The organism is Hymenobacter cyanobacteriorum (assembly GCF_022631375.1).
Classification (GTDB): domain Bacteria; phylum Bacteroidota; class Bacteroidia; order Cytophagales; family Hymenobacteraceae; genus Hymenobacter; species Hymenobacter cyanobacteriorum.
Genome location: NZ_JALBGC010000004.1, coordinates 792106 through 815587, shown reverse-complemented (window position 1 = coordinate 815587; position 23482 = coordinate 792106). Strand labels below are relative to the sequence as shown.

Sequence of the window (23482 nt, the reverse complement as noted above, 5' to 3'; positions counted from 1 at the left end):
AGTACAACGCAGCACAAAATGCCTTTGTACCAGTTCGACAGTTAATAGAAGTCCTAGCATGAACCAGTGCCTTGAGCAACTCTATCAGATTGCCAGCCAGCCCAGCCGCAGCATCATCGGCCTCATGTCGGGCACTTCGCTCGATGGGCTCGACGTGGCGTTGTGCCGGCTCGAAGGCCACGGCCCGGGCACGCGCCTCACGCTGGAGCATTTCCAGACCGTACCGTATGACGAGGACACGAAACAGCGTATCCGCGAGGTGTTTGCCCGCGACACGGTGAGCCTGGAGTTTCTCACGCTGCTCAACCCCTGGTTGGGCCGGCTGCACGCCCGCGCCGTACTGGCTTGCCTGGCCGAATGGCAAATTGCCCCGGCTGAAATCGACCTCATCGCCAGCCACGGCCAGACCATTTACCACGCCCCGCGCCACCAGCACCAGCGCCCGGATTTCGACCTCAACGCCACCCTACAAATTGGCGACGGTGACCACATTGCCGTCGAAACCGGCATCATCACGCTCTCCGATTTCCGCCAGAAGCACGTGGCGGCCGGTGGCGAAGGGGCCCCGCTGGCTGCCTACGGCGACTTTCTGCTGCTCAGCTCTCCGGATGAGGAGCGGCTGCTGCTCAACCTCGGCGGCATTGCCAATTTCACCTACCTGCCCCGCGCGGGCAGCGATGCCACCACTGCTTTCAGCACCGACACCGGCCCCGGCAACACGCTGCTCGACGCCACCGTGCGCGCCCACCGCTCCGACCTGGCCTACGACGAAGACGGCCGCCTGGCCCTGGCCGGCCGCGTGCACCCCGGCCTGCTGGCCGAGCTGCTGGCCCACCCCTTCTTCGCCGCGCCCCTGCCCAAAACCACCGGCCCCGAGCTATTCGGCCTCGCATACCTGGCCGCCGCCCAACAGCGCAGCGCCACCGAAAATCTATTTTTAGAAGACCTGCTGGCCACTTTGGCCGAGTTTAGCGCGGTGAGTGTAGCGCGGGCAGTACAGCTCGCTTTCGCCGACCGCCCGGCCCCCACGGCCGTGTACGCCAGCGGCGGCGGCGCCCACAACCCCGCCCTCATGCAGGCGCTGGCCCGCCACCTACCCGGCACCCGCTTCGCCACTACCGACGAGCTGGGCGTGCCCGGCGATGCCAAGGAGGCCATCCTGTTTGCGGTGCTGGCCAATGAAGCCGTGGCGGGCACGCCCGTGGCCATTGGCGCGGGGCGGCAGCGGGTGCCCGCCGTGGGCATGGGCAAGGTGTCGTTTCCGGGGTAATATTTCAGTTAAGAGTTAGGAGTTAAAAGTGAAAGGTTGACCACCGACTCCACTGGCTCAATAACTCTTCACTTTTAACTCCTAACTTTTAACTTACTTATGAACTCCACCACCCAGGCCGCCCTCGATACCACCGGCGCGCTGCCGCTGGCCGAAGCCTCGCAGCCCGGCCGCCTCATCAGCCTCGACGTATTTCGCGGCCTCACCGTGATGGCCATGATTCTGGTGAACAACCCCGGCGACTGGGGCCACATCTACCCGCCGCTGGAGCACGCCGAATGGAACGGCTGCACGCCGACCGACCTCATCTTCCCCTTTTTTCTATTCATCGTGGGCGTGAGCCTGGTGTATGCGCTCGATGGCGTGAAGCGCCGCGGCGGCCCGCAGGCCGCCACGCTGGGCCGCGTAGCCCGCCGGGCCGCCGTGCTGTTCGGGCTGGGGCTGCTGCTGTCGCTCTATCCGAAGTTCGATTTCTCGGTGGTGCGCATCATGGGCGTGTTGCAGCGCATTGCGCTGGTGTTTTTCGGGTGCAGCGTTATTTTTCTGAACACCAGCCGGCGCACGCAAATCGGGCTGGTGGTGGCCTTGCTCATCGGCTACGCGGTGCTGCTGCAGCTGGTGCCGGTGCCCGGCTTCGGCCCGGCCAACCTGGAGCCCGCCACCAACCTCGGGGCCTGGCTCGACCGCCTTGTCTTCACCGAGCCCCACCTCTGGAAGCAAAGCCGCACCTGGGACCCCGAGGGCCTGCTCGGCACGCTGCCCGCGCTGGCCACCGGCCTGCTAGGCGCCCTCACCGCCCAATGGCTGCGGCGGCCCGACCGCGAGCCGGCCGCCAAAGTCGCCTGGCTATTCATCGCCGGCGGCGGGCTGGCACTTCTCGGCCTCATCTGGCACCCTTGGTTTCCCATCAATAAAGCCCTCTGGAGCAGCCCCTACGTGCTGTATACCGGTGGGCTGGCCATGGCTGGGCTGGCCGCCCTTTACTGGATTTGCGACGTGCAGGGCCACCGCGGCTGGACGCGCCCGGCGCTGGTCTACGGCGTCAACGCCATTCTCGTGTTCTGCCTCTCGGCGCTGCTTTCGCGCACATTCGGGCTGTTCAAGCTGGCGCTGCCGGGTGGCAAGACCGGCGGCCTCAAGGAGTGGCTCTACGAATGGGGCATCGCCCCGCACTTCGCCGACCCGCGCAATGCCTCGCTGGTGGGCGCGGTCACGCTCATCGTCATCTGGTATTTCATTTTGAGCTGGATGTACAGGAAAGGCGTGGTGCTGAAGGTGTGAGGCTCGCCCGGGACGGCCGTACCTTTGCGGCAGTATTATCCTGCTGCTATCGCAATGCTCGAAGCCCTTATTGTTATCCTGACCCCGCTGTTTTTCATGCCGCTCATGACGGCGTTTATGGCCTATAACCACGGCCGCTCGTTCTGGCGTTGGTTTGGCATTGGCTGCGGCCTGCCCTACGTGTCGCTGTTCGTCATTATGTTCGTGGTGCACCGCGATAAAAAGCGGCTCAGCGCCACGCCATCGGTGGTTATGGCATGAAATCTTTTCCTGATAGCACGTCATGCAGAGCGCAGCGAAGCATCTTGCGTGCCACCACTAACTAAAAAGATTGAATTACTGCCATGAGCGAGATGCTTCGCTGCGCTCTGCATGACGTTCTGGTTTAACCAACTGTCTACCTACACCCAATTCCAACCCCCTCACCTCTTCCCCTTTTTATGTACCAAACGCTTCTCCTGCTACACTCCTGGTCCCGCTGGTTCGTGGTCATCTTCGGCCTCATCGCCGTGTACCGAGCCTTCGTGGGCTATAATGGCCGCCGCCCGTTCGTGAGCGCCGACAACGGCATGAGCGCCGCTTTCTCGGGCTTCATGTGGCTGCAGGTCCTCATCGGATTCGGCCTGTACTTCGGCCTCAGCCCCTACGGCCTGAACGCCATGAAGCAGGCCGGCGCCATGAAAGACCCCACCACCCGCTTCTTCGGCATGGAACACGTCGTGGTGATGATTCTGGCGGCCATTGTGGCGCAGGTGGGCCGCATTGCCGTCAAAAAAACCGCCGACAGCACCCAGAAGCACCGCAAGGCGCTGCTCTACTTCGGCATCGCCCTGGTGCTCGTGCTGCTGATGATTCCGTGGGGCATCTGGAACCCGGCGCGGCCGCTATTCCATTTCTAGTTTTTCAGTCCTAAGTTTGAGGCAGCTACGTATGTACCGTAGCTGCTGGCGATGTCGCCCGTCCTCTTATTGTTCCGCCCGTGACCACCGCGCCGAAACGTACTTATTCCGTTGAAGACTTCTCGGAGCTCATCAACGCCCGCCTGCAGCGCCTCGAAGGCACCCAGGAAGCACGCCAGCGCTACGGTGGCCTGCTCGCCGTGCTGCGCCAGCAGGTCGATTCGTACCGGCAGAGCCGGCCAGCGGGCAAATAATGGCTGCTCTCTAAACCAGAAATTAAAAAGCCTTCCTGCGACGTCGCGGGAAGGCTTTTTTATTTGCTTTGCTGCTTAAATGAACATGCCGCCCGAGGCTTCCAGGCGCTGGGCATTCACCCAGCGGGCTTCGTCGGTGCAGAGGAAGGCCACCACGCCGCCAATGTCCTCCGGCTGGCCCACGCGGCCCAGGGCCGTTTGGGCGGCCAGGAAGTCGTTCACCTGCTTGTTGTCGCGCACGTGGCCGCCGCCGAAGTCGGTTTCAATTGCGCCCGGGGCCACCGTATTCACCGCAATGCCGCGCGCGCCCAATTCCTTGGCCTGGTAGCGCGTCAGCACCTCAATCGCGCCTTTCATGCTGGCGTAGGCCGACGAGCCGGGGTTGGAGAACCGGGCCAGTCCCGACGAGATGTTGATGATGCGCCCGCCGTCGCGCAGCAGCGGCAGCGCCTGCTGCGTGAGGAAGAAGGGCCCTTTGAGGTGAATGTTCACCATATCGTCGAACTGCGCCTCGGTGGTGTCGGCAAACATGGCGTAGAGGGCCGTGCCGGCATTATTCACCAGGAAATCAAACTTGTCGGTGCCGAAGGTATCCGTGAGGGCAGCCGTTACCTGGGCGTAAAAGTTCGTGAAGCTGGCCACGTTGGCGGCATCGAGCTGCAGGGCCACGGCTTTGCGGCCCAAGGCCATGATTTCGGCTACCACGGTGGCGGCATCGGCCTGCTGGCTATGGTAGGTCAGGATAACGTCGATGCCTTTATGGGCCAGGCTCAGGGCCATATTTTTGCCCAGGCCGCGGCTGCCGCCGGTTACGAGGGCGATTTTAGGGGTGCTCATCAGTGCAAGTAGTTGGGGTGAATGATGAGGCAAAGGTCCGGCCCCCGGCCGCCGGGTTCATGGTGAGTAGTTCCGTTTATATGGTGACAGTTTCCGCATTTGCTTCCATCAACGCGGCGCGCTGGGCGGCCCACACCTGCTCGCGGTACTGCTTGGGCGTGCAGCCCTGGAAGCGCTTGAAAAACTTGGTAAAATTAGAAGGGTCGTAGGTGAGGTTGGCGGCAATGTCGGCCACCGAGCGGCGCGGGTCGTGCAGCAGCTCCCGCGAAATTTCCATCAGCCGCGCCTCGAAAAAATAGCACGGCGGATGCCCCGTGGCCAGCTTAATGGTGTTGCTCAGGTGCGTGGGATGAATGCAGAGCACGCCGGCCAGGTCGCGCACTTCGAACATCTCGGTGGCGCGCCCAGCCACAATATCGGCCAAATGCCGGTCTACTTCGCGCCGGAAATCGGCAGTGATTTCGTGCTGCCGGGCCAGGAGCTTTTTGGGGATGGGCATGGGCATGGAAAATAAGATTGGCGGTTTGCTACCTTTCGATATGGGAAACAGGCTTTTCAATTGCCTAGTTAATTTCTAGCAACACAGTCAACTAAATATGTTCGCAATAACTGAGTTTTGGGCAGCGCCTTTCGGTCACGTTTCCGCGCCGATAGTCGTTACGCCGGAAGTAGTGCAGGAAGCCGAAAAGAGACTGGGTGTCCGGCTGCCGCAACTGCTGATTGAGCTGCTGCAAATACAAAACGGCGGCTACACCGCCGGGTTCGTCTTTCCCACCGACAAACCCAATAGCTGGGCCGAAGGATGCGTACCCCTGGAAGAATTATTCGGCATCACCCTGCAAAAAGGTCCTACCGGCCTCAGTCTGATGGATTCCGCTTACCTGCAAGATGAATGGGGCATTCCCGAAAAGCAGGTTTTACTTTCCGGAGATGGGCACTGGTTTATCAGCCTGGACTACCGGGCCAGCCCTGAACCCACGGTTCTCTGGCTCGACACCGAAATGGGGGAAGAGGTAGAGATAGCCAGCAGCTTCGAGCATTTTCTGCATGGCCTGATACCGACAGACCAGTTTTTCGAAGAAGGCCCTGCGTCAGCCTGATAGCTGGTTAAACCGTTTGCCACAGGGGGCGATATTAACAACAAAAGCCCCGGCCACTTCTTCAGCAGCCGGGGCTTTTCAATGAAACAATTAGCAGGCGATTACTGCCCCAGCACAATCGCAAAAATCAGCGGGGCCACGATGGTGGCGTCCGATTCGATGATGTACTTGGGCGTGTCCTGGCCCAGCTTGCCCCAGGTGATTTTCTCGTTCGGCACGGCGCCCGAGTAGCTGCCGTAGCTGGTCGTCGAGTCCGAAATCTGGCAGAAGTAGCCCCACAGCGGCACGCTGGTGCGGCCCAGGTCCTGGTGCAGCATGGGCACCACGCAGATGGGGAAGTCGCCGGCAATGCCGCCGCCAATCTGGAAGAAACCCACTTTGCTTTCCTCGGTGGCCTGCTGGGTGTACCAGTCGGCCAGGAAAATCATATACTCAATGCCCGTGCGCACGGTGTGCACGTTCTTGATGTCGCCCGAAATTACGTGGCCGGCGAAGATGTTGCCGAGCGTGGAGTCTTCCCAGCCGGGGCAGATGATGGGCAGGTTTTTCTCGGCCGCGGCCAGCATCCAGCTGTGCTTGGGGTCAATCTGGTAGTACTGCTCCAGCTCGCCCGACTTCAGAATCTGGTAGAAAAACTCATGCGGGAAGTACTGCTCGCCGGCCTGGTCGGCCTTCTCCCAGAACTTCAGCACCGAGTGCTCAAGGCGGCGCATGGCTTCCTCCTCTGGAATGCAGGTATCGGTCACGCGGTTCATGTGGCGCTCCAGCAGGGCCTGCTCGTCGGCGGGCGTGAGGTCGCGGTAGTTCGGCACCCGCTCGTAGAAGTCGTGGGCCACCAGGTTGAAGATATCCTCTTCCAGGTTGGCACCGGTGCAGCTGATAATCTGCACTTTGTCCTGGCGAATAAGCTCGGCCAGCTGAATCCCCATTTCGGCGGTGCTCATGGCCCCGGCCAGGGTAATCATCATTTTACCACCCTCGGCGAGGTGCTTGTTGTAGCCGTCGGCGGCGTCGATGAGGGCGGCCGCGTTGAAGTGGCGGTAATGGTGGCGGAGGAAATCGGTGATTTGCATGGGTTTTTAAGCTGTTAGCTACTAGCTGTTGGCTGTTAGCTTTTTGTCAGAATAGATTGATACGGTTTGCTTACGCAACAGAAAAGCTAATAGCCAACAGCTAGTAGCTAACAGCTTTCTAAGAAGGCTGCTCAATCATCAGATTATGATTGGTATAAATGCAGATATCGGCCGCGATGTGCAGGCCTTCTTCCACCATCTGGCGGGCGGTGAGGTGCGGCGCGTGCTTCTTTAGGGCCAGCGCGGCGGCCTGGGCGTACATCGCGCCCGAGCCAATGGCAGCCACGTCAGAATCAGGCTCCAGCACGTCGCCGGTGCCGCTGAGGATAAGCAGCTCATCCTTATCGGCCACCACCATCATGGCTTCGAGCTTGCGCAGGTACTGGTCTTTGCGCCAGTCCTTGGCCAGCTCGATGGCGGCGCGCTTGAGGTTGCCGCCGTAGCTGGTGAGCTTCTCCTCGAAGCGGTCGAGCAGCATGAAGGCATCGGCCGTGGAGCCGGCAAAACCGGTCACGACTTTGCCCTCGAGCAGCTTGCGGATTTTACGCACGTTGTTTTTGGCCACATGTTTGTCCATGGTGGCCTGCCCGTCGGCCCCAACGGCGATTTCGCCGTTGTGCCGGATGCCGAGCACGGTAGTAGAGCGGATTCTGGTCATTGGATTAGTTGTCAGTTGCTCGTTGTCGGTTGTTAGTAAAAGCAGAAGTCAGTTGCCGGGCCAGCTTACGATGACCTGACAACTGACAACTAGCAACTGACAACTAAAAAAATCAAATCATCAAGCGCATAGGGTCTTCCAGCAGGCTTTTCAGCGTTTGCAGGAAGGCCGCGCCGGTAGCGCCGTCCACCACGCGGTGGTCGCAGCTCAGCGTCACCTTCATGATGTTGCCGATGGCCAGCGCGCCATCTTTCACAATGGCGGTTTGCTTGATGCCGCCCACGGCCAAGATGCAGGCATCGGGCGGGTTGATGATGGCAGTGAATTCGTCGATGCCGAACATGCCCAGGTTCGAGATGGTGAAGGTACTGCCCTCCCACTCGGCCGGCTGCAGCTTCTTGGATTTGGCTTTGCCCGCCAGTTCCTTCACCTCGTTGGCGATGGTGGCGAGGCCCTTCTGGTCGGCGTTGCGAATCACGGGCACCAGCAGGCCCTCATCCACGGCCACGGCCACGCCGATGTTGATGACCTTGTTCTGACGGATTTTATCGCCGAGCCACGAGGAATTCACGGCCGGGTGCGAGCGCAGCGCAATGGCGGCCGATTTCAGCACGAGGTCGTTGAAGCTCAGCTTCACCGGCGACAGCTCGTTGAGCTTCACGCGGGCTTCCATGGCCTTGTCCATGTTGATTTCCATCGTGAGATAGAAATGCGGGGCCGTGAACAGGCTTTCCGACAGGCGCTTGGCAATCACCTTGCGCATCTGCGACACGGGCGTGTCGGTATACGTGTCGGTCGAAGCCGGGGCGCTGGCGGCGGGAGCAGCCTGCGGAGCCGGAGCGGCAGCTTGCGGTGCGGCAGCCGGTGCCGGAGCAGCCTGCGAAGCCGGCGCGGCAGCAGGTGTCGCGGCCGGAGCCGCCGCACCGGGCTGGAAGTTCTCCACATCGCGCTGCACGATGCGGCCGTTGTCGCCGCTGCCCACTACCTGGGCCAGGTTAATGCCTTTGTCCTTGGCAATACTCTTGGCGAGCGGCGAGGCCAGAATACGGCCGTTGTTGGCCGGTGCCGGCGCTGCAGCCGACGCTTCGGTTGCGGCCGGGGCCGGAGCAGGAGCAGGAGCTTCAGCGGCGGGAGCAGCGTCGGCCGGAGCCGGAGCAGCGGGAGCCGAACCACCGCCGAGCAGGGCCTGAATATCGGCTCCTTCTTCGCCGATGATGGCCAGAATGCCATCCACGGCCACGGCTTCGCCGGCTTTTGGGCCGGTATAAAGCAGCGTGCCATCTTCGTAGTTTTCGAGCTCCATGGTGGCCTTGTCGGTTTCCACTTCGGCCAGGATATCACCCGATTTCACTTTATCGCCCACGTTTTTCAGCCAGGCGGCAATGGTGCCTTCGGTCATCGTGTCGCTCATTTTGGGCATGCGCACCACGGTGGCTTTTTTGCCGTTGGCAGGCGCGGCCGGGGCGGCGGGAGCCGGGGCCGCAGCGGGCGCGGGAGCCGGAGCAGCTTTCGGAGCTTCGGCTGCTGGCGCGGCGGGGGCCGGGGCGGGCGCTGGTGCAGCGGCCGGAGCCGGTGCTTCGGCCGGGGCCGGGGCTGCGCCGCCGCTCTGGCCGTTCAGCAGGCCCGAAATGTCTTCGCCTTCCTTGCCCACGATGGCCAGAATGCCATCAACCGGCACGGAGTCTTTCTCTTTCGGCCCTATGTAGAGCAGGGTGCCGTCTTCGTAATTCTCCAGCTCCATGGTGGCCTTATCGGTTTCCACTTCGGCTAGAATATCGCCGGATTTAACTTTATCGCCCACTTTCTTGAGCCAGGCCGCGATGGTCCCTTCGGTCATCGTGTCGCTCATTTTGGGCATTTTTATGATTTCGGCCATCGGATTGTCGCGTCTTGGATTGAGGAGGCCAAAATTAGCCCGAAAAGTTTGGGGAGACAATCAGCGCAAGGTCTCGCAAGGTGAAAAGAAGTTTCGCAAGGTTTAAAATCCAGGCAAACCTTGCGAAACCTCTTTTCACCTTGCGAGACCTTGCGCTCAGCCGGCCACCTGCAAATGCGACACGTCCAGGAAATTCTTTACCGTGAACACGCTGCCGGTATACTCCATCTTATACAGGCATAAGTTGCTGTGCTCGAAGCCTTCCATGCAGCTGAGCGGGTAGTTGAGCAGTTGGCAGAGCAGCACGCGCAGGGCCCGGCCGTGCAGGCAGACCAGTATGGTGCGCTCGTCGTCGCGGGCGCGTAGCAGCTCGATGAAGGGGCGCTGGCGGGCGGCCACTTCCTCGGGGCTTTCGCCGCCGAGCAGGCGGGCGTGGGTGTCGCCGGCGTTCCAGCTGGCCAGCACGCGGCGGTATTCCTCGTCCTCTTCCATCGTGATGCGCGTGCCCTCGCGCATGCCCCAGCTGATTTCGTTGAGGCCGGCGTGGGCTTCGTGGGGCAGGCCCAGGTCGAGGAACTGCTGCACCGACTCGTGGGTGCGGCGCAGCGTGGAGGTGTACACCTTATCGAACGGCACGTGGCCGTAGGCGGCAAAAAACCGGGCCGCCTGCTGCCGGCCGGTGTCGTTCAGGCTCGAATCGACGCCGCTGCCCTGCACGATGCCGCGCACGTTGAAGTCGGTCTGGCCGTGGCGCAGGAGAAAGATGGTCCGGGGCATGACGGGGCGAGTAGTTTTGCGTATCCGTACGTCAACAATATGTCAAAGTACGGGTTTTGATTTTTAGTTGTTCGTTGGTGGTTGCTAGTTGTCGGTTAGTAGTTGTCAGTTGTTAGCTCAACCTTGTCAGCCACCAAGCCGCTTTTTGCGAACCGACAACTGACAACTACCAACTGACAACCACCGCATGACCCCGCTGGAACAAGTGAAACGCTGGACGGCCTCGCGCCCCACCCTGGCCGATGCCCTCGGCATGGAAATCACGGCCGTGAACGACGAGTACATCGAGGGCCGCATGCCCGTCGATGGCCGCACGCACCAGCCCATGGGCCTGCTGCACGGCGGCGCGTCGGTAGCCTTTGCCGAAACGTTGGGCAGCATCGCCGCCAGCCTGCGCCTGCCCGACCGCACCAGGCAAGCCGCCGTGGGCCTCGAAATCAACGCCAACCACCTCAAGGGCGTGCGCGATGGCTGGGTGACGGGCCGGGCCACGCCGGTGCATATCGGTCGCAGCACGCAGGTATGGGAAATCCGCATCACGCACGAGGAAAGCGGCGCGCTGGTCTGCATCAGCCGCATTACCATGGCGGTGGTCGACATTGCGCCCAAGCCCCAGCCCGCGCCTTAAATGCCGCTGTCCGAATACCGCCAACTGCCCTGGCCGGCCGCTGCCAGCCCCGATGGCCCGGCCCGCCTGCGCCATCTGGTGACGGGTGCCCTGCGCACGGGCCGCCCACTGGCGTTGTGGCGCGCGCCCGATGCCGCGCTGCCGCAGCTGCTGGTGGCCCGCTCGCTCGAAGCTACCTACACGGGCCTACCCCCGGCCCTCGACGACCGCGCCCCGGCCGGCTTCGCCTTCTTTCCCTTCCGCGACTCGGACCACAACCCGGCCCTGTTTCTGCCCGCCGACGTGCGCTACGACCTAGCCCGGCCCGAAGCCGTGGCCGTGGCCCCGGCCGCCCGCGAGCTGGTGCCCAACCTCACAGCCTGGCTGGCGCTGCCCACCCCAGCCGAGCTGGCCTGGCACTACGGCACCCAGCCCGTGCCGCACACCGCTTCGGAGGCCGAATACACCGACTTGGTGCGGCGCGGCGTGGCCGCCATTGAGGCGCGGGAGGTGGTGAAGGTGGTGAGTTCGCGGGCCATGCGCCGCCCACTGCCGCCGGGGTTCGACCCACTGGCGGCGTTTGCGGAGCTGAGCGCGAAGTATCCGCGGGCATTTGTGTCGCTGGTGAGTGTGCCGGGCGTGGGCACTTGGCTGGGCGCCTCGCCCGAGGTGCTGGCCGAGGTTACGGCCGACGGGCAGTTCCATACCATGGCGCTGGCCGGCACGCAGCCGCTGGTGCCGGGCTCGCGGCCGCAGGAGGCCATCTGGCGGCAGAAGGAGATTGAGGAGCAAGCCCTGGTGGCCCGCTACATCGTGAGCTGCTTCAAGCAGCTGCGGCTGCGCGAGTACCACGAAACCGGCCCCCGCACCGTGGCGGCCGGCCAGCTCCTGCACCTGCGCACCGACTTTGAGGTGGACCTGCATAACGTGCCCAACGCTGCCTCGCTGGGCACCGACATGCTGCGGCTGCTGCACCCCACGTCGGCCGTAGGCGGTATGCCCAAAACGGCCGCGCTGGCCTTTTTGCAGCGCCACGAGGGCTACGACCGCGCCTACTACAGCGGCTTCCTCGGCCCGGTGAATGTGGAAGCGCCCGGCCTCGCGAGCCTTTTCGTGAATCTGCGCTGCCTGCAACTACGCGCCACCGAAGCCATTCTCTACGCCGGCACCGGCCTCACCATCGACTCCGACCCCGCCCGCGAGTGGCAGGAAACCCAGATGAAGATGCAAACCGTAGGCGCAGTTTTAGGGCAATGAGTCGTAGAACGTCATGCAGAGCGCAGCGAAGCATCTTGCCTGCCACCACTAATTCAATCGTTGCAGCGAAGCGGTAAAGATGCTTCGCTGCGCTCTGCATGACGTTCGCACTCTCTTATTCAGTTCTCCTTCAAAAGCCCTTTTGCCCATGCAGGCCGTTTATAACATCGCCGAAATCTGCGCCCGCCACGGCATTACCGATGTCGTTTTGTCGCCCGGCTCGCGCTCGGCCCCGCTCACGCTGGCCTTCGCCCGCCACCCCGATTTGAACGTGCGCGTGGTGCCCGATGAGCGGGCCGCCGCCTTCATTGGCCTGGGCATTGCGCAGGCGCAACGGCGGGCGGTGGCGCTGGTGTGCACCTCGGGCACGGCCGGCCTGAACTATGCGCCCGCCGTAGCCGAAGCCTTTTTCCAGCAGATTCCGCTGGTGATTTTCACCGCCGACCGCCCGCCCGAATGGATTGACCAGCTCGACGGGCAGACCATTCGGCAGCGCAATTTGTACGGTGCGCACGCCAAGGGCGAGTTTGAGTTTCCGGTCGATACCGCGCACGCCGATGCCAAGTGGCATTCAGCGCGCATTGTGAATGAGGCCATTAACCTGGCCCAAGCCGCGCCCGCCGGCCCGGTGCAGGTGAACGTGCCGCTGCGCGAGCCGTTTTACCCGAAGGCCGGTGAAGGAATCGAGTATGAAGCCGTGCGGATTACCCACGACCAGGCTGCCAACGCCACGCTAGCGCCGGCCGAGATTCTGGAGCTACGGCAACTGCTGCGGGACGCGAAGCGCGTGGTAGTGGTGGCGGGCCAGCAGCCCGGCAACCCTGGCTTGCTGGCGGCGCTCTACGAATTTGCGCAAGCCCGACAGGTCACGGTAGTGGGCGACGTTATTGCCAACGTGGGCGACGTTCCCAGTGTGCAGCGGCAGGACATTCTTCTGGCGGGCCTGAATCAGGATGAAAAAGCAGCTTTAAAACCGGATTTGCTCATCACCTTCGGCCAGTCGCTGATTTCGAAAAGCCTGAAGTTGTTTTTGCGTGATGCGGCTCCGGCCCAGCACTGGCACCTGCAAGCCACCGGCGAAGTAGCCGATACCTTCCGCTCGCTGACGCGGGTAGTACGGGTGCAGCCGGCGGTGTTTTTTCAGCAGTTGTCGGTCTTGAAAACCAATGAGGACACTACCTCCGGGGGTTCGAATTCCTTGCTCTCTACGAACCAGCTGCCCGGAACAACTGCCGCGTGGCAACAGGCCGATGCTGCCGCAGCAAAGTTTCTGGAGCAGTTTTTCACGGACGACGCCCAACCGTTCAACGAATTTTCTGCCTTCCGCCACGCCCTGGCGGCGCTGCCGGAAACCACGGCCCTGCACCTGGCCAACAGCATGGCCGTGCGCTACGCCAACATCTTGGGCCTGCCGCAAGGCCGACAAATTGAAGTTTTCGCCAACCGTGGCACCAGCGGCATCGATGGCTGCAACTCGACGGCCGTGGGCGCGGCGCTGGCTCAGCCCAGCCGGCCGGTGGTTTTGATTACCGGCGACGTGGCGTTTTTTTACGACCGCAACGCCTTCTGGCACAACTACCCGCTGCCCAACCTGCGGGTGGTGCTGTTCAACAACCACGGCGGCGGCATCTTCCGCATCATCGATGGGCCGCGCCAGCAGCCGGAGCTGGAGGAGTTTTTTGAGACGCGCCAGCTGCTCACGGCCGAGAACACGGCCAAGGATTTCAACCTGCGCTATTTCCCGGTTTCGAGCTTTGCTGAACTGGAAGCCGCGTTGCCGGTTTTCTTTGCAGCCGAAACCGGCGCGGCCATTCTGGAAGTCTTCACCGACTCGAAGACCAACGCGGCGTTTTTTGAGGAATACCGGGCGGCGGTGAAAACCGCATTTGCTTGAATTTAATTGACCGTCATGCAGAGCGCAGCGAAGCATCTTGCCAGAGGCAGTAATTTCTTCGTTATAATCTGAATTGATTAGTGGTTGCGGGCAAGATGCTTCGCTGCGCTCTGCATGACGTTTTTATATCGTTCAATAATCCCCCATCTATGACCGAACCCATCAGCTGGACCCCGATTAAGGAGTTCAAAGAAATTCTCTTCACGCAGTTTGGCGGCATCGCCAAAATCAGCATCAACCGGCCGCAGGTGCACAACGCCTTCACGCCGCTCACGGTGCAGGAAATGATTGACGCTATGCGCATCTGCCAGGACCGCACCGACATCGGCGTCATCATCCTAACCGGCGAGGGCGGCCGGGCCTTCTGCTCGGGCGGCGACCAGAGCGTGCGCGGCCACGGCGGCTACGTGGGCGAGGACACCGTGCCCCGCCTGAACGTGCTGGAGTTGCAGAAAATCATCCGCTCCATCCCCAAGCCGGTGATTGCCATGGTGGCGGGTTGGGCCATCGGCGGCGGCCACGTACTGCACGTGGTGTGCGACCTGAGCATTGCAGCCGATAACGCCCGTTTCGGCCAGACCGGCCCCAATGTGGGCTCATTCGATGGCGGCTTCGGGGCCTCCTACCTAGCCCGCGTGGTGGGCCAGAAAAAGGCCCGCGAAATCTGGTTCCTCTGCGACCAGTACGACGCCCAGGAGGCCCTCGACATGGGCTTGGTGAACAAGGTAGTACCGCTCGATAAGCTGGAAGAAACCACCGTAGCCTGGTGCCACAAGATTCTGCAGAAAAGCCCACTCTCGCTGCGTATGCTCAAATCGAGCTTCAACGCCGAGCTCGATGGGCAGGCTGGCATTCAGGAGCTGGCCGGCAACGCCACGTTGCTTTACTACCTCAGCGACGAGGCCAAGGAAGGCCGCAACGCCTACATGGAAAAGCGCCAGCCGGACTTCTCGAAGTTTCCGAAGTTCCCGTAAGGCGCGGGCGGTTGCCGGCAATAGAAAGGCTGTCGTTCTGAGCGCAGTGAAGGACCTTATCACGTTTGAGCTAATAATGCTGGCGTGATAAATCCTTCGCTGCGCTCAGAACGACAGCCTATTTAATTTTCCGAATAACAGTTTATCAAAAGCTGCCGCCCATGCAGCGGCAGCCGGCGCACCACGCGAAGAAAGCCCGCAGGCGCTCGTGCTTGCGGGCCTTTTTCTGGGCTTTGGCCTGGGCGTGCTGCTGCGCCTGCTCGGGCGTGCGCACAAGGGTTTCGGCGCTGCCGACGGGCGCGGACTGGGGGGCGAAGGGCTGGGCAGTAGTCATGGCGCGGTGGGAATGATGACTTGCCTAAGATAAACGTTAGCAACTTCAAAGTCAAGGCCGAAGATGTAAATGCCTGAATGCTGCTGCGACCGCACTGCGGCCCATGAGCCACCGAGACGCGTAATTTCGCCGCATGACCACATCCGCCAACCTGCCCACTTCCCTCCTGCTCAACGGCCGCGAATACGCCTACGCATCCATCCGCGAATACCCGGCCCAATTGGATGCACCCGTGAATGGCTACGAGGCCAAAATCCTCGACTTCGTGCGGCAGTGGCTGAATGGCACGCAGGAATTCACGCTGCACACTTCGGGCAGCACTGGCACGCCCTCGGCCATCGCGCTGCGGCGGCGGCAACTCGAAGCTTCGGCGCGGCGCACGGCCGATTTCTTCGACCTCGGGCCCGGCGACCGCGCGCTGGTCTGCCTCAACTGCGAGTACATTGGCGGGATGATGATGCTAGTACGCGGGCTGGAGCGCAACCTGCACCTCACCATCGTGGAGCCGCACGCCGACCCGTTTGCCTACGTGGCCGCCGATGCCGAATTCGACTTTTCGGCCTTCGTGCCCTTGCAGCTGAAAACCGTGCTGGCGGCCGGCCACGCGCCGCGCCTCGATAAGATGAAGGCCTTTCTGATTGGCGGCGCGCCCGCCGATGCGGCCCTGACGCAGGAGCTGCAGCCGCTGCAAGCCGCCGCGTGGCTGACGTATGGCATGACCGAAACCTGCTCGCACGTAGCGTTGCGCCGCCTCAACGGGCCGCACGCCACCAGCAGCTTCCGGGTGCTGCCGGGCATTGCGGCGGGCCAAGACGAGCGCGGCTGCCTCACGCTGCGCGGCGACGTGACCGACGACCAGCTCATCGTCACCAACGACGTGGTGCAGCTGGATGCGGAAAAGCACACGTTTGAGTGGCTGGGCCGGGCCGATTTCGTGATAAACTCGGGCGGCGTGAAGGTGCCGGCCGAGAAGGTGGAACTAGTACTCGACGTGGCGCTGGCGGAGATTGGGCAGTCGCGGCGCTGCTTCGTGGCGGGCCAGCCCGACGAGCGGCTGGGCCAGGCGGTAACGGCCTTTATCGAAGGCGAAGTGCTGACGGAAGAACAGGAAAACCAGCTTAAAAAACTGCTGGGCGAGCGGCTGGGCCGCTACGAGCAGCCCCGTCAGCTGCGCTACGTGCCCGAGTTCGCGGCCACGCCCAACGGCAAGCTCAACCGCGCCGCCACGCTGCGCCAAGCCAACGCGTAGCCATGCCCGGTTTCAACTTTTTGGCCCGCACCAAATGGCCGGGCACCCTGCTTCACCCGCTGCTGCTGTGGCTTTTGCTGCTGGGCGTGGCCGGTGCGGCGCACGCCCAAGCGCCGGATTCGACCAACGTATCGCCCAACGATTCAACGGTGATTGACAAGGCGGGCAGCTTCACGCCGCCGCCGGCGGGGCTGCCTTCGGCCGAGTTTGAAACCTATAATGTGAACGGCAACGGCGTGCGCTACACGGCCGCCCTCACCGGCCTGCTTACCACGGGCACGGTGGAGCGGGTGTATTTCAGCACCAGCCACACGGGCAATTACACCGCCAGGCACTGGCAGTTTCCGGCGGCGTTCAGCTACAGCTACGGGCGGCAGGCCGGGGCCGTGCGCGAGCGCGAGTTGCTGCTGCTCACCACGCCCGACTACCGCCTGGGCCGCTGGAAATTCTACGCGCTGGCCGAGTTCGAAACCAGCAACCTGCGCGCCATCGACCAGCGCGTGGTGGCGGGCGGCGGCGTGGGCTACCAGCTCTATGCCGACACGCTCAGCAACGAGGTAGCGCTGAGCACCTTTTTGCTGGATGAGCGCACCGACTACAACACCGAATTCGACCTGCAGCGCCACGTGGTGCGCAGCAGCACCCGCCTGAAGGCGCGCCTGAACCAGAAGGTTTTCAGCTTCTCTGAACTGCTGTTTTACCAACCCTCGCTGACCAATCCCGGCGGCGACTACCGGCTGAACAGCGCCACCGTGCTGGCCTTCAAGCTTTACCAGCACCTGGCCCTGAACCTGGCCTACACGTTTTCCTACGAAAGCGTGGTGGTGCAGAGCCGCGCCCGGGCCAACGGCACGCTCTCGGTGGGCTTCGCCTACAGCACGGGCAAGTAAAGTTGTCATTCCGACGCAGGAGGAATCTGAGTAAGCCGTTCATCGGACTTACCCCGATTCTCCCTGCGTCGGAATGACAGCTACTGCCCGACCTAACGCATGTTGGTTTGGGTGAAGAGCGGCTCCTTGTCCTTCAGCACCTTAATCAGGTCGCCCAGAAACAGGTTGGCGCGCAGGTAGAACACGGGGCCGTTCAGCTCTTTCTGGATGGCGATGGGCACGAACACCGGCTGCCGCCAGCCCAGCCCCGTGCCGATGCCGCTCCAGCGAAACACGCGGTACTGGGCAGCCAGCGTAGGCTCCACAATGCCCATGAATTCGCGCGGGGTTTGGTCGGAGCCGCCGCCGTCGGCTGCATACAGCACGAAGGCCGAGCCCAGGCCCACCTGCAGGTTGGCGCTGAGCTCCCAGCGGCGGTTTTCGAGCAGCACGTAGCCGGCGTAGGCCGCCAGGTAACGGAAACGGATTTCAGCGTCGGCGTCCTCGGCGGCGTTGTCGGGCTTGGCTTGGCGCGAGGGCACGCCGGTGCTGAGGAAGTAGATGGCGGCCCCGGTGCGGAAGCGGCTTTTGAACTCGAGGCCCAGCTTGAGGCCGTTGATGGTGGTGAGGTGGTGGTTGAGGATGGAATAGCGCGAATCGTACTGCACCACGAAGCGGTTGTGCGGCAGGCGCGCGACGTTGGGCCGGCGCACCACCGAGTCGGGCCGGGCCAGGCCCACGGCCTGCGCCTGCGCGCCCATCGGCAGCAGCGCCCCAATCAACCACACAAGACGATACAACCAGCGCATAACAACCGTGAAACACCCCTTACGGCCTACCGGGGTTTCGCGGCCACAAAGGTACGCCCGGCCTAGCGCGCCAGCGCCTGCTCGATGGCCGCCACGGCCTCGGCCCCGGCGCTGGGGCGCGGGGCCGTGCGGGTGAGGATGCGGCCATCGCGCCCGATGAGCCAGTACGTGGGAAAAACCTGCACCTGGTAGCGGCTGGCTACGTCGTCGCCCTCGGGGCTGCGCAGGTGCACGCTGTTGGGGCTGAGCAGGTGTTGGGCGGCCAGCACCTGCTGCCATTTTTCCTCTTTGTCGCCCACCGAAATGTAGACGAACGCCACGTCGCGGCCATTCATTTTCTGCTTCAGCTCGATGCTGGCGGGCATTTCCTGCAGGCAGGGCGCGCACCACGTCCCCCAGAAATCGAGGTACAAAACTTTGCCGCGCAAGTCGGCCAGCGATACTTTCTTGCCGGTGTTGTCGAGCAGCGTGAAAGCCGGAGCCGGGCTGCCCACTTGCACCGCCAACTGCTGAACGATGAGCGTGCGCAGGGTGCGGGCAAACGTGGAATCGCGGTTGTGAGCACGGAAAGCGGGGTAAGCGGCTACCACGGCATCCGGATTGAAATTGAGCTTCCAGCTGTAGAACTGAAACATGGCCAAGTCGATGCTGGCCGGGTTGGGGCCGAAATCGACCTGGGCGAGGGCGTAGTGGCGGCGCGCCTCCGCAGCATCGGTGCTGAGCACGCCGCTGGGATTTAAGCGGTTGGCGTAGGAGGTGAGAAAGCGCAGCACGGCGGTTTTGCCCTTGCTGCCCCGCTCGCCCAGGTATTGGTCGAAGGTTTTGAGCGGCAGTTGCTGCAGAAAGTCGAAATAATTGGCCGGCAACACGGGCTCCTGCTTGGCCAGGGCGCGGTAGTGGCCCGGGTATTCGAGCAAGGCAATGGCCCAACCGAGGTCGATGTCGAGCTTCTCGCTGCGCTGAAACTCGGCGGGCAGCGGGTGGGCTTTGGCGGAGGCGGCCAGGAAGTTGCGCTGCGCCTGCCGGAAAGCATCGGCCTGCTGGCGCATTTGGGCGGGCGTGGTAGTGGCGGTGGGCACGGGGCGCGGCACGTCGGCGGCCGGCCCAAACTCAAACTTCCACAGCGACCGGGCCAGGTAGTTATTGGCATCGGCCCCGCGCCCGGTGTAGCGCAGGCTTTCGTCGAAGCGCGGGAAATCGAGGGTCATCCCCACGTCGTCGCCGGGCGCGAGGTAGAGGCTGGCGTGCTGGCGGGCGTAGTTGAAATCGACCGGGATGCCGGCGGTCAGGTCTTTCAGGGTGATGGTGAAATTGCCGGCCGGGTCGAGCACGGTTTTGGCCGCTTGCGAGCCCTGGTGGCGGCCGTAGCTCAGGCGCACGGTGTCGCCGGCCGGGGCGTGGTCGAGGTGGCCGTGGAGCCGGGCCGGGGCCGGCGGCGCGGGCTGGTGCAGCGCCGCCGCGAGGGCCAGCGCCGATAGAGAAAACAGCATGAGAACAGTGGAAAGGATGAAACGTGGGGCAAGATACTTCTCGGCACAGAGCCGTTCGGTGGCGCATTGGTTGCTTCGCCCCCGCCCAAATGCCGTTTCACCGCCCGCCCCCGGCGCTTCGCCCCGATGGCGCTGGCAACGGCCGGGCCGCGCCACTAGCTTTGGCCCAACACCTTGCTCCTGCCCCTATGCTCACTCCCGACCTGCTGTTCACCATTGCCAACAATGTAGCCGTGGTGGGCTGGGTCCTGCTGGTGCTGGCCCCGCGCTGGCGCGGCACCCGCGCCGTGGTGCTGAGCGGGGCGCTGCCGCTGCTGCTGGCCGCCACCTACGCGGCAGTTATCGGCTACCAAACGGTGGCGCACCCGGCGGCGGGCGGCGGCTTTGGGTCGCTGGCGCAGGTGGCGGCGCTGTTTCGGCAGCCGTGGGCACTGGTGGCCGGCTGGGTGCACTACCTCTGCTTCGATATGTGGACCGGCGCCTGGGAGTTGCGCGATGCCCAGCGGCGCGGCGTGCCGCACGGGCTGCTGGTGCCCTGCCTGCTGCTCACGTTTATGTTCGGGCCGGTGGGGCTGCTGCTGTATTTCGGCGTGCGGCAGCGGTATCCAGTGCCGGTGGTTTTGGCATTACCCAATTAACCTGATTACGCATGATTTCCGCTGCTGAAATATTACTCTGGCTGTTTGTTATCGGCCTGGGCGTGGCGTTTGGGGCCGGGCTCTACGAAACGCGCATCATCCTGCCGCAATGGTTCAGGCCATCGGCCGAAGGCTACCGCGTGGATGGGGAAGCCATGCAGCGCACCGACGTGGGCCGCCGGTTTTGGGGGCCGGTTACCACCGGGCCGCTCACGCTGCTCACGCTGGCCAACCTGGCGGTGGCGTGGTCGGCCCCGGCGCCCCGGCACGGGTGGTGGCTAGCCGCCGCCCTGCTGGCGCTGGCCGAGCGGCTCGGCACCTTCGGCTTCTTCATTCCGGCTGCTCTGCGGCTCCAGCGGGCGGCTGCGGGCCCGGCCACGGCCCGGCTGGCGGCGTGGTGGGTGCGCCTGAACTACGGCCGCAACCTGCTCACGCTGCTGGCGTGGCTGGCAGCGCTGCGGGCTTTTTCTCTGCCGTTTTAGGCTCATTCCTGGTTCGACAAACAGCTGAACCCAGTCTTCACTTATTTCTTCTGAACAGCATGAAAACTGCCCTGCTTCCGCTCACTGTGCTCTCGCTGGCCGCTGGCCCAGCGGCTTCCCAAACTGCTTTTTCGCTGCCCACGGCCCTGCGCGTACTGCACCGCGTGAACCCGGTGCTTTCCTATACCGGCTGGCTGAACATAGCGCTGGCCGTACTGGCCCTGGCCCTGCTGCCCCTCGACCACCGGCTCGTAACCGGCGCGCTGGTGTGGCTCAAGCCGCTGAAGTTTGCGCTGTCCATCGCGGCGTTTGCCTTCACGCTGGGCTGGCTGCTGGCCGACCTGCCGGCCCCGGCCCAGCGCAGCGTGCAGCTCATCAGCTGGGGCGTGGCCCTGAGCATGCTGGTAGAGCAGGCCGTGATTTTTGCGCAGGCGGCGCGCGGCACCACTTCGCACTACAACAATTCCACGGGGTTCGACGCTGTGCTGTTCGGGCTCATGGGCGTGTTCATTGCCGTGAACACCCTGATGAGCGCCTGGGCCCTGTTCCTGGCCTGGCGCTACCAGCCGTTTGGGCCAGCCAGCTACGCGTGGGGCGTGCGCCTGGGGCTGCTGGTGTTTCTGGTCGGCTCGGTGCTGGGGGGCTTCATGATTCATAACCAGCAGCACACGGTGGGCGCGGCCGACGGCGGCCCCGGCCTGCCCGGCCTGGGCTGGAGCACCCGCGCCGGCGACCTGCGCATTGCTCACTTTCTGGGCATGCACGCCCTGCAGGCGCTGCCGCTGCTGGGCTGGGCCCTGAGCCGCTGGGCCCCGCAACAGGCCACCGGGCTCACCTGGGCCGGGGCGGCGGTGTATGCGGGGGCGGTGGCCGGGCTGTTTGCGCTGGCGCTGGCGGGCCGGCCGCTGTGGGCCGCGTAACAAAGCGCGCCCCCTATTTTTGACTGCTCACCAAGCCCCGCGCCCGCCCATGCCCACCCTGAATGACCGTCGGTTTCTGCTGGGCGGCATTCCGTTGCTGAGCCTGGTTATTGCCTTGGTCGACGTGCCTGCCGGCACCGCCGGCCGCGTGCCGTTGCTGCTGGGCCACTGGGCCGTTTCGCTGTACTTCACCACGGGCTACTGGCTGGCCAACCGGCAGCTGTGGATGACGCTGCTGGCCCGCCTGCCGCGCCCCGAGCAGACGCCGCGCCGCCTGTGGCTCCTGGCCGGCCTGGCGGTGCTGGTGACGGCGGCCGCGTCGGTGCTGCTGCTGTTGCTGCCGCACGCGCTGCTGCCCACTGACTTTCCGCTCACGCTCCCGGCGCTGCTCAAGCAGGCCCGCTTTAGCCTGGTGCCCACCGTGGCGGTGCTCACGCTCTACGAAACCATGTATTTCTTCGAGCAGTGGCGGGCCAGCCTGGGCCGGGCCGAAGCGCTGGGCCGCGCCCAGAACCAGGCCCAGCTCGACGCCCTGCAAAGCCAGCTCGACCCGCATTTCCTGTTCAACAACCTCAACACGCTCGCCGCCCTCATCGAGCCCGGCAACGCCCCGGCCCAGGATTTTGTGGAGCAGCTGGCCGACGTGTACCGCTACGTGCTGCTGGCCCAGGGCCGCGCCACCGTGCCGCTGGCCGAAGAGCTGGCCTTCATCGAAACCTATCTGGCGCTGCACAAGGCCCGTTTTCGGGATAATCTGCGGGTCGAAATAGCTATTACGCCCGATGCCCTGGTGCGACACGTGGCCCCGCTCAGCGTGCAGCTGCTGGTAGAAAATGCGCTGAAGCACAACGTCGCCTCGCGCGAGCACCCGCTGCGCCTGCGCCTGGTAGCAGAGGCCGACACCCCAGATACTTTGGTGGTCGAAAACACGCTGCGGCCGCGCCAGGCGGGTTTCGCGCCCGGCACGGGCACGGGCCTGGCCAACGTGCGCCGCCGCTACGAGCTGCTGGGCGCGGGGCAACCGGTAGCGGCCGGCGCGCGCAACGGGGAGTTTGTCGTACACCTGCCCTTGCTGCCGGCGCAGCGTTCATCTGCAACTCCACTATGACCGTTCTTCTCCTCGAAGACGAGTACCCCGCCGCCGAGCGCCTCCAGCGCCTGTTGCTGCAAGCCGCGCCCGAAGCGCAGGTGCTGGCCGTGCTCGATACCGTGGCTGGGGCGCTGGCCTGGCTGGCCACCCACCCCACGCCCGACCTTATCCTCAGCGACATCCAGCTGGCCGATGGGCTGAGCCTGGAAATCTGGGAACAGGCCGTGGTGCCCAGTCCGGTCATCTTCACCACGGCCTTCGATGCGTATGCCATCCGCGCCTTTCAGGCCCACAGCGTAGCCTATCTGCTCAAGCCGGTGAAGCTGGCCGAGCTACAGGCCGCCCTGGCCAAGCAGCGGCAGTGGAGTGAGTTAAATCAGTTAAGAGTTAAAAGTGAAGAGTTAACAGTTAAATCTTCAGATGCTCTCGCTTCAACTCTTAACTCTTCACTTTTAACTCTTAACTTCATCGAGCGAATGCTCGATACCCTCCGGCCTTGTAAAACGCGGTTTCTGGTGCGGCAGGGCGAGCAACTGCTGCCCCTGCCGGTGGCTGAAGCGGCCTGGTTTCTGAGCCGCAACGAAACCGTGACGCTAGTGGCCGCCGACGGCCGCCGCTTCGTGCTCGACTACACCCTCGAACAGCTCGAAGGCCGGCTCGACCCGGCCCGGTTCTTCCGCCTCAACCGCCAAATAATTGCCCAATTGCCGGCCGTGCGCCGCCTGCACCCGCATTTCGGCGGCAAGCTTTTGGTCGAGTTGCACCCCGCGCCGGCCGAGGAAATCGTGGTGAGCCGCGAGAAAGCCCCGGCCCTGAAAGCCTGGCTGGAAGGGTAGGTTTTGCC

Annotated in this window: 26 protein-coding genes; 17 read left to right on the top strand and 9 right to left on the bottom strand. The window is 63.5% G+C overall.

Annotation, left to right across the window (positions count from 1 at the left end; genetic code table 11):
- The first annotated feature begins 58 nt into the window (after positions 1-58).
- The 5 genes from MON38_RS17685 (at position 59) to MON38_RS17665 (ending at position 3704) form a co-directional block, all read left to right on the top strand.
- Positions 59-1270, top strand: coding sequence for an anhydro-N-acetylmuramic acid kinase (locus MON38_RS17685; RefSeq protein ID WP_241937477.1), 1212 nt, complete (start codon positions 59-61; stop codon positions 1268-1270).
- Between the two features lie 99 nt (positions 1271-1369).
- On the top strand, positions 1370-2551 hold the full coding sequence (locus tag MON38_RS17680; RefSeq protein ID WP_241937476.1) for an acyltransferase family protein: 1182 nt from the start codon (positions 1370-1372) through the stop codon (positions 2549-2551).
- 54 nt (positions 2552-2605) lie between these two features.
- Positions 2606-2812 carry a hypothetical protein gene (locus tag MON38_RS17675; protein ID WP_241937475.1) on the top strand — a complete coding sequence of 69 codons (207 nt, stop codon included), beginning with the start codon at positions 2606-2608 and terminating at the stop codon, positions 2810-2812.
- Positions 2813-2991: 179 nt separating this feature from the next.
- The gene (locus MON38_RS17670) at positions 2992-3450 is read left to right on the top strand and encodes a hypothetical protein (protein WP_241937474.1); all 459 of its coding nucleotides are present in this window, start codon (positions 2992-2994) and stop codon (positions 3448-3450) included.
- Between the two features lie 80 nt (positions 3451-3530).
- Positions 3531-3704 carry a hypothetical protein gene (locus tag MON38_RS17665; protein ID WP_241937473.1) on the top strand — a complete coding sequence of 58 codons (174 nt, stop codon included), beginning with the start codon at positions 3531-3533 and terminating at the stop codon, positions 3702-3704.
- A 75-nt stretch (positions 3705-3779) separates the two neighbouring features.
- Here the strand turns inward: MON38_RS17665 and MON38_RS17660 are convergent, their stop codons facing one another.
- Positions 3780-4541 (bottom strand): SDR family NAD(P)-dependent oxidoreductase, encoded by a 762-nt coding sequence (locus MON38_RS17660; protein WP_241937472.1) that lies wholly within the window; start codon positions 4539-4541, stop codon positions 3780-3782.
- Between the two features lie 76 nt (positions 4542-4617).
- Positions 4618-5046: a helix-turn-helix domain-containing protein gene (locus MON38_RS17655; protein WP_241937471.1), complete on the bottom strand. Its 429-nt coding sequence runs from the start codon at positions 5044-5046 to the stop codon at positions 4618-4620.
- A 91-nt stretch (positions 5047-5137) separates the two neighbouring features.
- Here MON38_RS17655 and MON38_RS17650 point away from each other — a divergent pair, with 91 nt between their 5' ends.
- The gene (locus tag MON38_RS17650) at positions 5138-5641 is read left to right on the top strand and encodes an SMI1/KNR4 family protein (protein WP_241937470.1); all 504 of its coding nucleotides are present in this window, start codon (positions 5138-5140) and stop codon (positions 5639-5641) included.
- Between the two features lie 101 nt (positions 5642-5742).
- Here MON38_RS17650 and MON38_RS17645 read toward each other — a convergent pair whose 3' ends face one another.
- From MON38_RS17645 to MON38_RS17630, 4 genes are all read right to left on the bottom strand, one after another.
- Positions 5743-6714 (bottom strand): deoxyhypusine synthase family protein, encoded by a 972-nt coding sequence (locus MON38_RS17645; RefSeq protein ID WP_241937469.1) that lies wholly within the window; start codon positions 6712-6714, stop codon positions 5743-5745.
- A gap of 118 nt (positions 6715-6832) precedes the next feature.
- A complete protein-coding gene (gene hslV / locus MON38_RS17640) occupies positions 6833-7372 on the bottom strand; it encodes an ATP-dependent protease subunit HslV (protein ID WP_241937468.1) in 540 nt (179 codons plus the stop codon).
- 112 nt (positions 7373-7484) lie between these two features.
- Complete coding sequence (locus MON38_RS17635; RefSeq protein ID WP_241937467.1) at positions 7485-9248, bottom strand: pyruvate dehydrogenase complex dihydrolipoamide acetyltransferase; 1764 nt, start codon at positions 9246-9248, stop codon at positions 7485-7487.
- A gap of 156 nt (positions 9249-9404) precedes the next feature.
- Entirely contained in the window at positions 9405-10025 is a 621-nt protein-coding gene (locus MON38_RS17630) for a histidine phosphatase family protein (RefSeq protein ID WP_241937466.1), read from the bottom strand.
- A 187-nt stretch (positions 10026-10212) separates the two neighbouring features.
- On the opposite strand from MON38_RS17630, the gene MON38_RS17625 reads away from it, so the two are divergent.
- The 4 genes from MON38_RS17625 (at position 10213) to menB (ending at position 14757) form a co-directional block, all read left to right on the top strand.
- The gene (locus tag MON38_RS17625; protein WP_241937465.1) at positions 10213-10653 is read left to right on the top strand and encodes a hotdog fold thioesterase; all 441 of its coding nucleotides are present in this window, start codon (positions 10213-10215) and stop codon (positions 10651-10653) included.
- Entirely contained in the window at positions 10654-11889 is a 1236-nt protein-coding gene (locus tag MON38_RS17620) for a chorismate-binding protein (RefSeq protein WP_241937464.1), read from the top strand.
- A 148-nt stretch (positions 11890-12037) separates the two neighbouring features.
- Complete coding sequence (gene menD / locus MON38_RS17615; RefSeq protein ID WP_241937463.1) at positions 12038-13783, top strand: 2-succinyl-5-enolpyruvyl-6-hydroxy-3-cyclohexene-1-carboxylic-acid synthase; 1746 nt, start codon at positions 12038-12040, stop codon at positions 13781-13783.
- Positions 13784-13932: 149 nt separating this feature from the next.
- Positions 13933-14757 (top strand): 1,4-dihydroxy-2-naphthoyl-CoA synthase, encoded by an 825-nt coding sequence (menB, locus tag MON38_RS17610; protein WP_241937462.1) that lies wholly within the window; start codon positions 13933-13935, stop codon positions 14755-14757.
- A gap of 145 nt (positions 14758-14902) precedes the next feature.
- On the opposite strand, the gene MON38_RS17605 is transcribed toward menB, so the two are convergent.
- Positions 14903-15091: a hypothetical protein gene (locus MON38_RS17605; RefSeq protein WP_241937461.1), complete on the bottom strand. Its 189-nt coding sequence runs from the start codon at positions 15089-15091 to the stop codon at positions 14903-14905.
- A 133-nt stretch (positions 15092-15224) separates the two neighbouring features.
- Between MON38_RS17605 and MON38_RS17600 the strand changes: the two genes are divergently transcribed.
- Both MON38_RS17600 and MON38_RS17595 read left to right on the top strand, forming a co-directional pair.
- On the top strand, positions 15225-16340 hold the full coding sequence (locus MON38_RS17600; protein ID WP_241937460.1) for an AMP-binding protein: 1116 nt from the start codon (positions 15225-15227) through the stop codon (positions 16338-16340).
- A 2-nt stretch (positions 16341-16342) separates the two neighbouring features.
- Complete coding sequence (locus MON38_RS17595) at positions 16343-17230, top strand: DUF481 domain-containing protein (RefSeq protein WP_241937459.1); 888 nt, start codon at positions 16343-16345, stop codon at positions 17228-17230.
- 92 nt (positions 17231-17322) lie between these two features.
- Here the strand turns inward: MON38_RS17595 and MON38_RS17590 are convergent, their stop codons facing one another.
- Positions 17323-18018, bottom strand: coding sequence for a hypothetical protein (locus tag MON38_RS17590; protein ID WP_241937458.1), 696 nt, complete (start codon positions 18016-18018; stop codon positions 17323-17325).
- Between the two features lie 62 nt (positions 18019-18080).
- Positions 18081-19508 carry a TlpA family protein disulfide reductase gene (locus MON38_RS17585; RefSeq protein WP_241937457.1) on the bottom strand — a complete coding sequence of 476 codons (1428 nt, stop codon included), beginning with the start codon at positions 19506-19508 and terminating at the stop codon, positions 18081-18083.
- Between the two features lie 188 nt (positions 19509-19696).
- Here MON38_RS17585 and MON38_RS17580 point away from each other — a divergent pair, with 188 nt between their 5' ends.
- The 5 genes from MON38_RS17580 to MON38_RS17560 are packed head-to-tail and all read left to right on the top strand — an operon-like array spanning position 19697 to position 23474.
- Positions 19697-20146 (top strand): ABA4-like family protein, encoded by a 450-nt coding sequence (locus MON38_RS17580; RefSeq protein WP_241937456.1) that lies wholly within the window; start codon positions 19697-19699, stop codon positions 20144-20146.
- 11 nt (positions 20147-20157) lie between these two features.
- Positions 20158-20628, top strand: coding sequence for a DUF1772 domain-containing protein (locus tag MON38_RS17575; protein WP_241937455.1), 471 nt, complete (start codon positions 20158-20160; stop codon positions 20626-20628).
- Positions 20629-20687: 59 nt separating this feature from the next.
- Entirely contained in the window at positions 20688-21548 is an 861-nt protein-coding gene (locus MON38_RS17570) for a hypothetical protein (protein ID WP_241937454.1), read from the top strand.
- A gap of 49 nt (positions 21549-21597) precedes the next feature.
- The gene (locus MON38_RS17565; protein WP_241937453.1) at positions 21598-22656 is read left to right on the top strand and encodes a sensor histidine kinase; all 1059 of its coding nucleotides are present in this window, start codon (positions 21598-21600) and stop codon (positions 22654-22656) included.
- Positions 22653-23474, top strand: a complete 822-nt coding sequence (locus MON38_RS17560) for a LytR/AlgR family response regulator transcription factor (protein ID WP_241937452.1) — start codon at positions 22653-22655, stop codon at positions 23472-23474. The genes MON38_RS17565 and MON38_RS17560 overlap by 4 nt, the downstream gene beginning before the upstream one ends.
- Positions 23475-23482 lie beyond the last annotated feature (8 nt).

Excerpts from the sequence above, each read along its gene's own strand:
- MON38_RS17595 (WP_241937459.1), top strand. The coding sequence starts at position 16,343 with ATGCCCGGTTTCAACTTTTTGGCCCGCACCAAATGGCCGGGCACCCTG.
- MON38_RS17660 (WP_241937472.1), bottom strand. The coding sequence starts at position 4,541 with ATGAGCACCCCTAAAATCGCCCTCGTAACCGGCGGCAGCCGCGGCCTG.
- menB (WP_241937462.1), top strand. The coding sequence starts at position 13,933 with ATGACCGAACCCATCAGCTGGACCCCGATTAAGGAGTTCAAAGAAATT.
- MON38_RS17620 (WP_241937464.1), top strand. The coding sequence starts at position 10,654 with ATGCCGCTGTCCGAATACCGCCAACTGCCCTGGCCGGCCGCTGCCAGC.
- MON38_RS17605 (WP_241937461.1), bottom strand. The coding sequence starts at position 15,091 with ATGACTACTGCCCAGCCCTTCGCCCCCCAGTCCGCGCCCGTCGGCAGC.
- MON38_RS17590 (WP_241937458.1), bottom strand. The coding sequence starts at position 18,018 with ATGCGCTGGTTGTATCGTCTTGTGTGGTTGATTGGGGCGCTGCTGCCG.
- MON38_RS17575 (WP_241937455.1), top strand. The coding sequence starts at position 20,158 with ATGATTTCCGCTGCTGAAATATTACTCTGGCTGTTTGTTATCGGCCTG.
- MON38_RS17675 (WP_241937475.1), top strand. The coding sequence starts at position 2,606 with ATGCTCGAAGCCCTTATTGTTATCCTGACCCCGCTGTTTTTCATGCCG.
- MON38_RS17670 (WP_241937474.1), top strand. The coding sequence starts at position 2,992 with ATGTACCAAACGCTTCTCCTGCTACACTCCTGGTCCCGCTGGTTCGTG.
- MON38_RS17630 (WP_241937466.1), bottom strand. The coding sequence starts at position 10,025 with ATGCCCCGGACCATCTTTCTCCTGCGCCACGGCCAGACCGACTTCAAC.
- MON38_RS17635 (WP_241937467.1), bottom strand. The coding sequence starts at position 9,248 with ATGGCCGAAATCATAAAAATGCCCAAAATGAGCGACACGATGACCGAA.
- MON38_RS17580 (WP_241937456.1), top strand. The coding sequence starts at position 19,697 with ATGCTCACTCCCGACCTGCTGTTCACCATTGCCAACAATGTAGCCGTG.
- MON38_RS17565 (WP_241937453.1), top strand. The coding sequence starts at position 21,598 with ATGCCCACCCTGAATGACCGTCGGTTTCTGCTGGGCGGCATTCCGTTG.
- MON38_RS17680 (WP_241937476.1), top strand. The coding sequence starts at position 1,370 with ATGAACTCCACCACCCAGGCCGCCCTCGATACCACCGGCGCGCTGCCG.
- hslV (WP_241937468.1), bottom strand. The coding sequence starts at position 7,372 with ATGACCAGAATCCGCTCTACTACCGTGCTCGGCATCCGGCACAACGGC.
- MON38_RS17655 (WP_241937471.1), bottom strand. The coding sequence starts at position 5,046 with ATGCCCATGCCCATCCCCAAAAAGCTCCTGGCCCGGCAGCACGAAATC.
- menD (WP_241937463.1), top strand. The coding sequence starts at position 12,038 with ATGCAGGCCGTTTATAACATCGCCGAAATCTGCGCCCGCCACGGCATT.
- MON38_RS17600 (WP_241937460.1), top strand. The coding sequence starts at position 15,225 with ATGACCACATCCGCCAACCTGCCCACTTCCCTCCTGCTCAACGGCCGC.
- MON38_RS17625 (WP_241937465.1), top strand. The coding sequence starts at position 10,213 with ATGACCCCGCTGGAACAAGTGAAACGCTGGACGGCCTCGCGCCCCACC.
- MON38_RS17685 (WP_241937477.1), top strand. The coding sequence starts at position 59 with ATGAACCAGTGCCTTGAGCAACTCTATCAGATTGCCAGCCAGCCCAGC.
- MON38_RS17650 (WP_241937470.1), top strand. The coding sequence starts at position 5,138 with ATGTTCGCAATAACTGAGTTTTGGGCAGCGCCTTTCGGTCACGTTTCC.
- MON38_RS17570 (WP_241937454.1), top strand. The coding sequence starts at position 20,688 with ATGAAAACTGCCCTGCTTCCGCTCACTGTGCTCTCGCTGGCCGCTGGC.
- MON38_RS17645 (WP_241937469.1), bottom strand. The coding sequence starts at position 6,714 with ATGCAAATCACCGATTTCCTCCGCCACCATTACCGCCACTTCAACGCG.
- MON38_RS17585 (WP_241937457.1), bottom strand. The coding sequence starts at position 19,508 with ATGCTGTTTTCTCTATCGGCGCTGGCCCTCGCGGCGGCGCTGCACCAG.
- MON38_RS17560 (WP_241937452.1), top strand. The coding sequence starts at position 22,653 with ATGACCGTTCTTCTCCTCGAAGACGAGTACCCCGCCGCCGAGCGCCTC.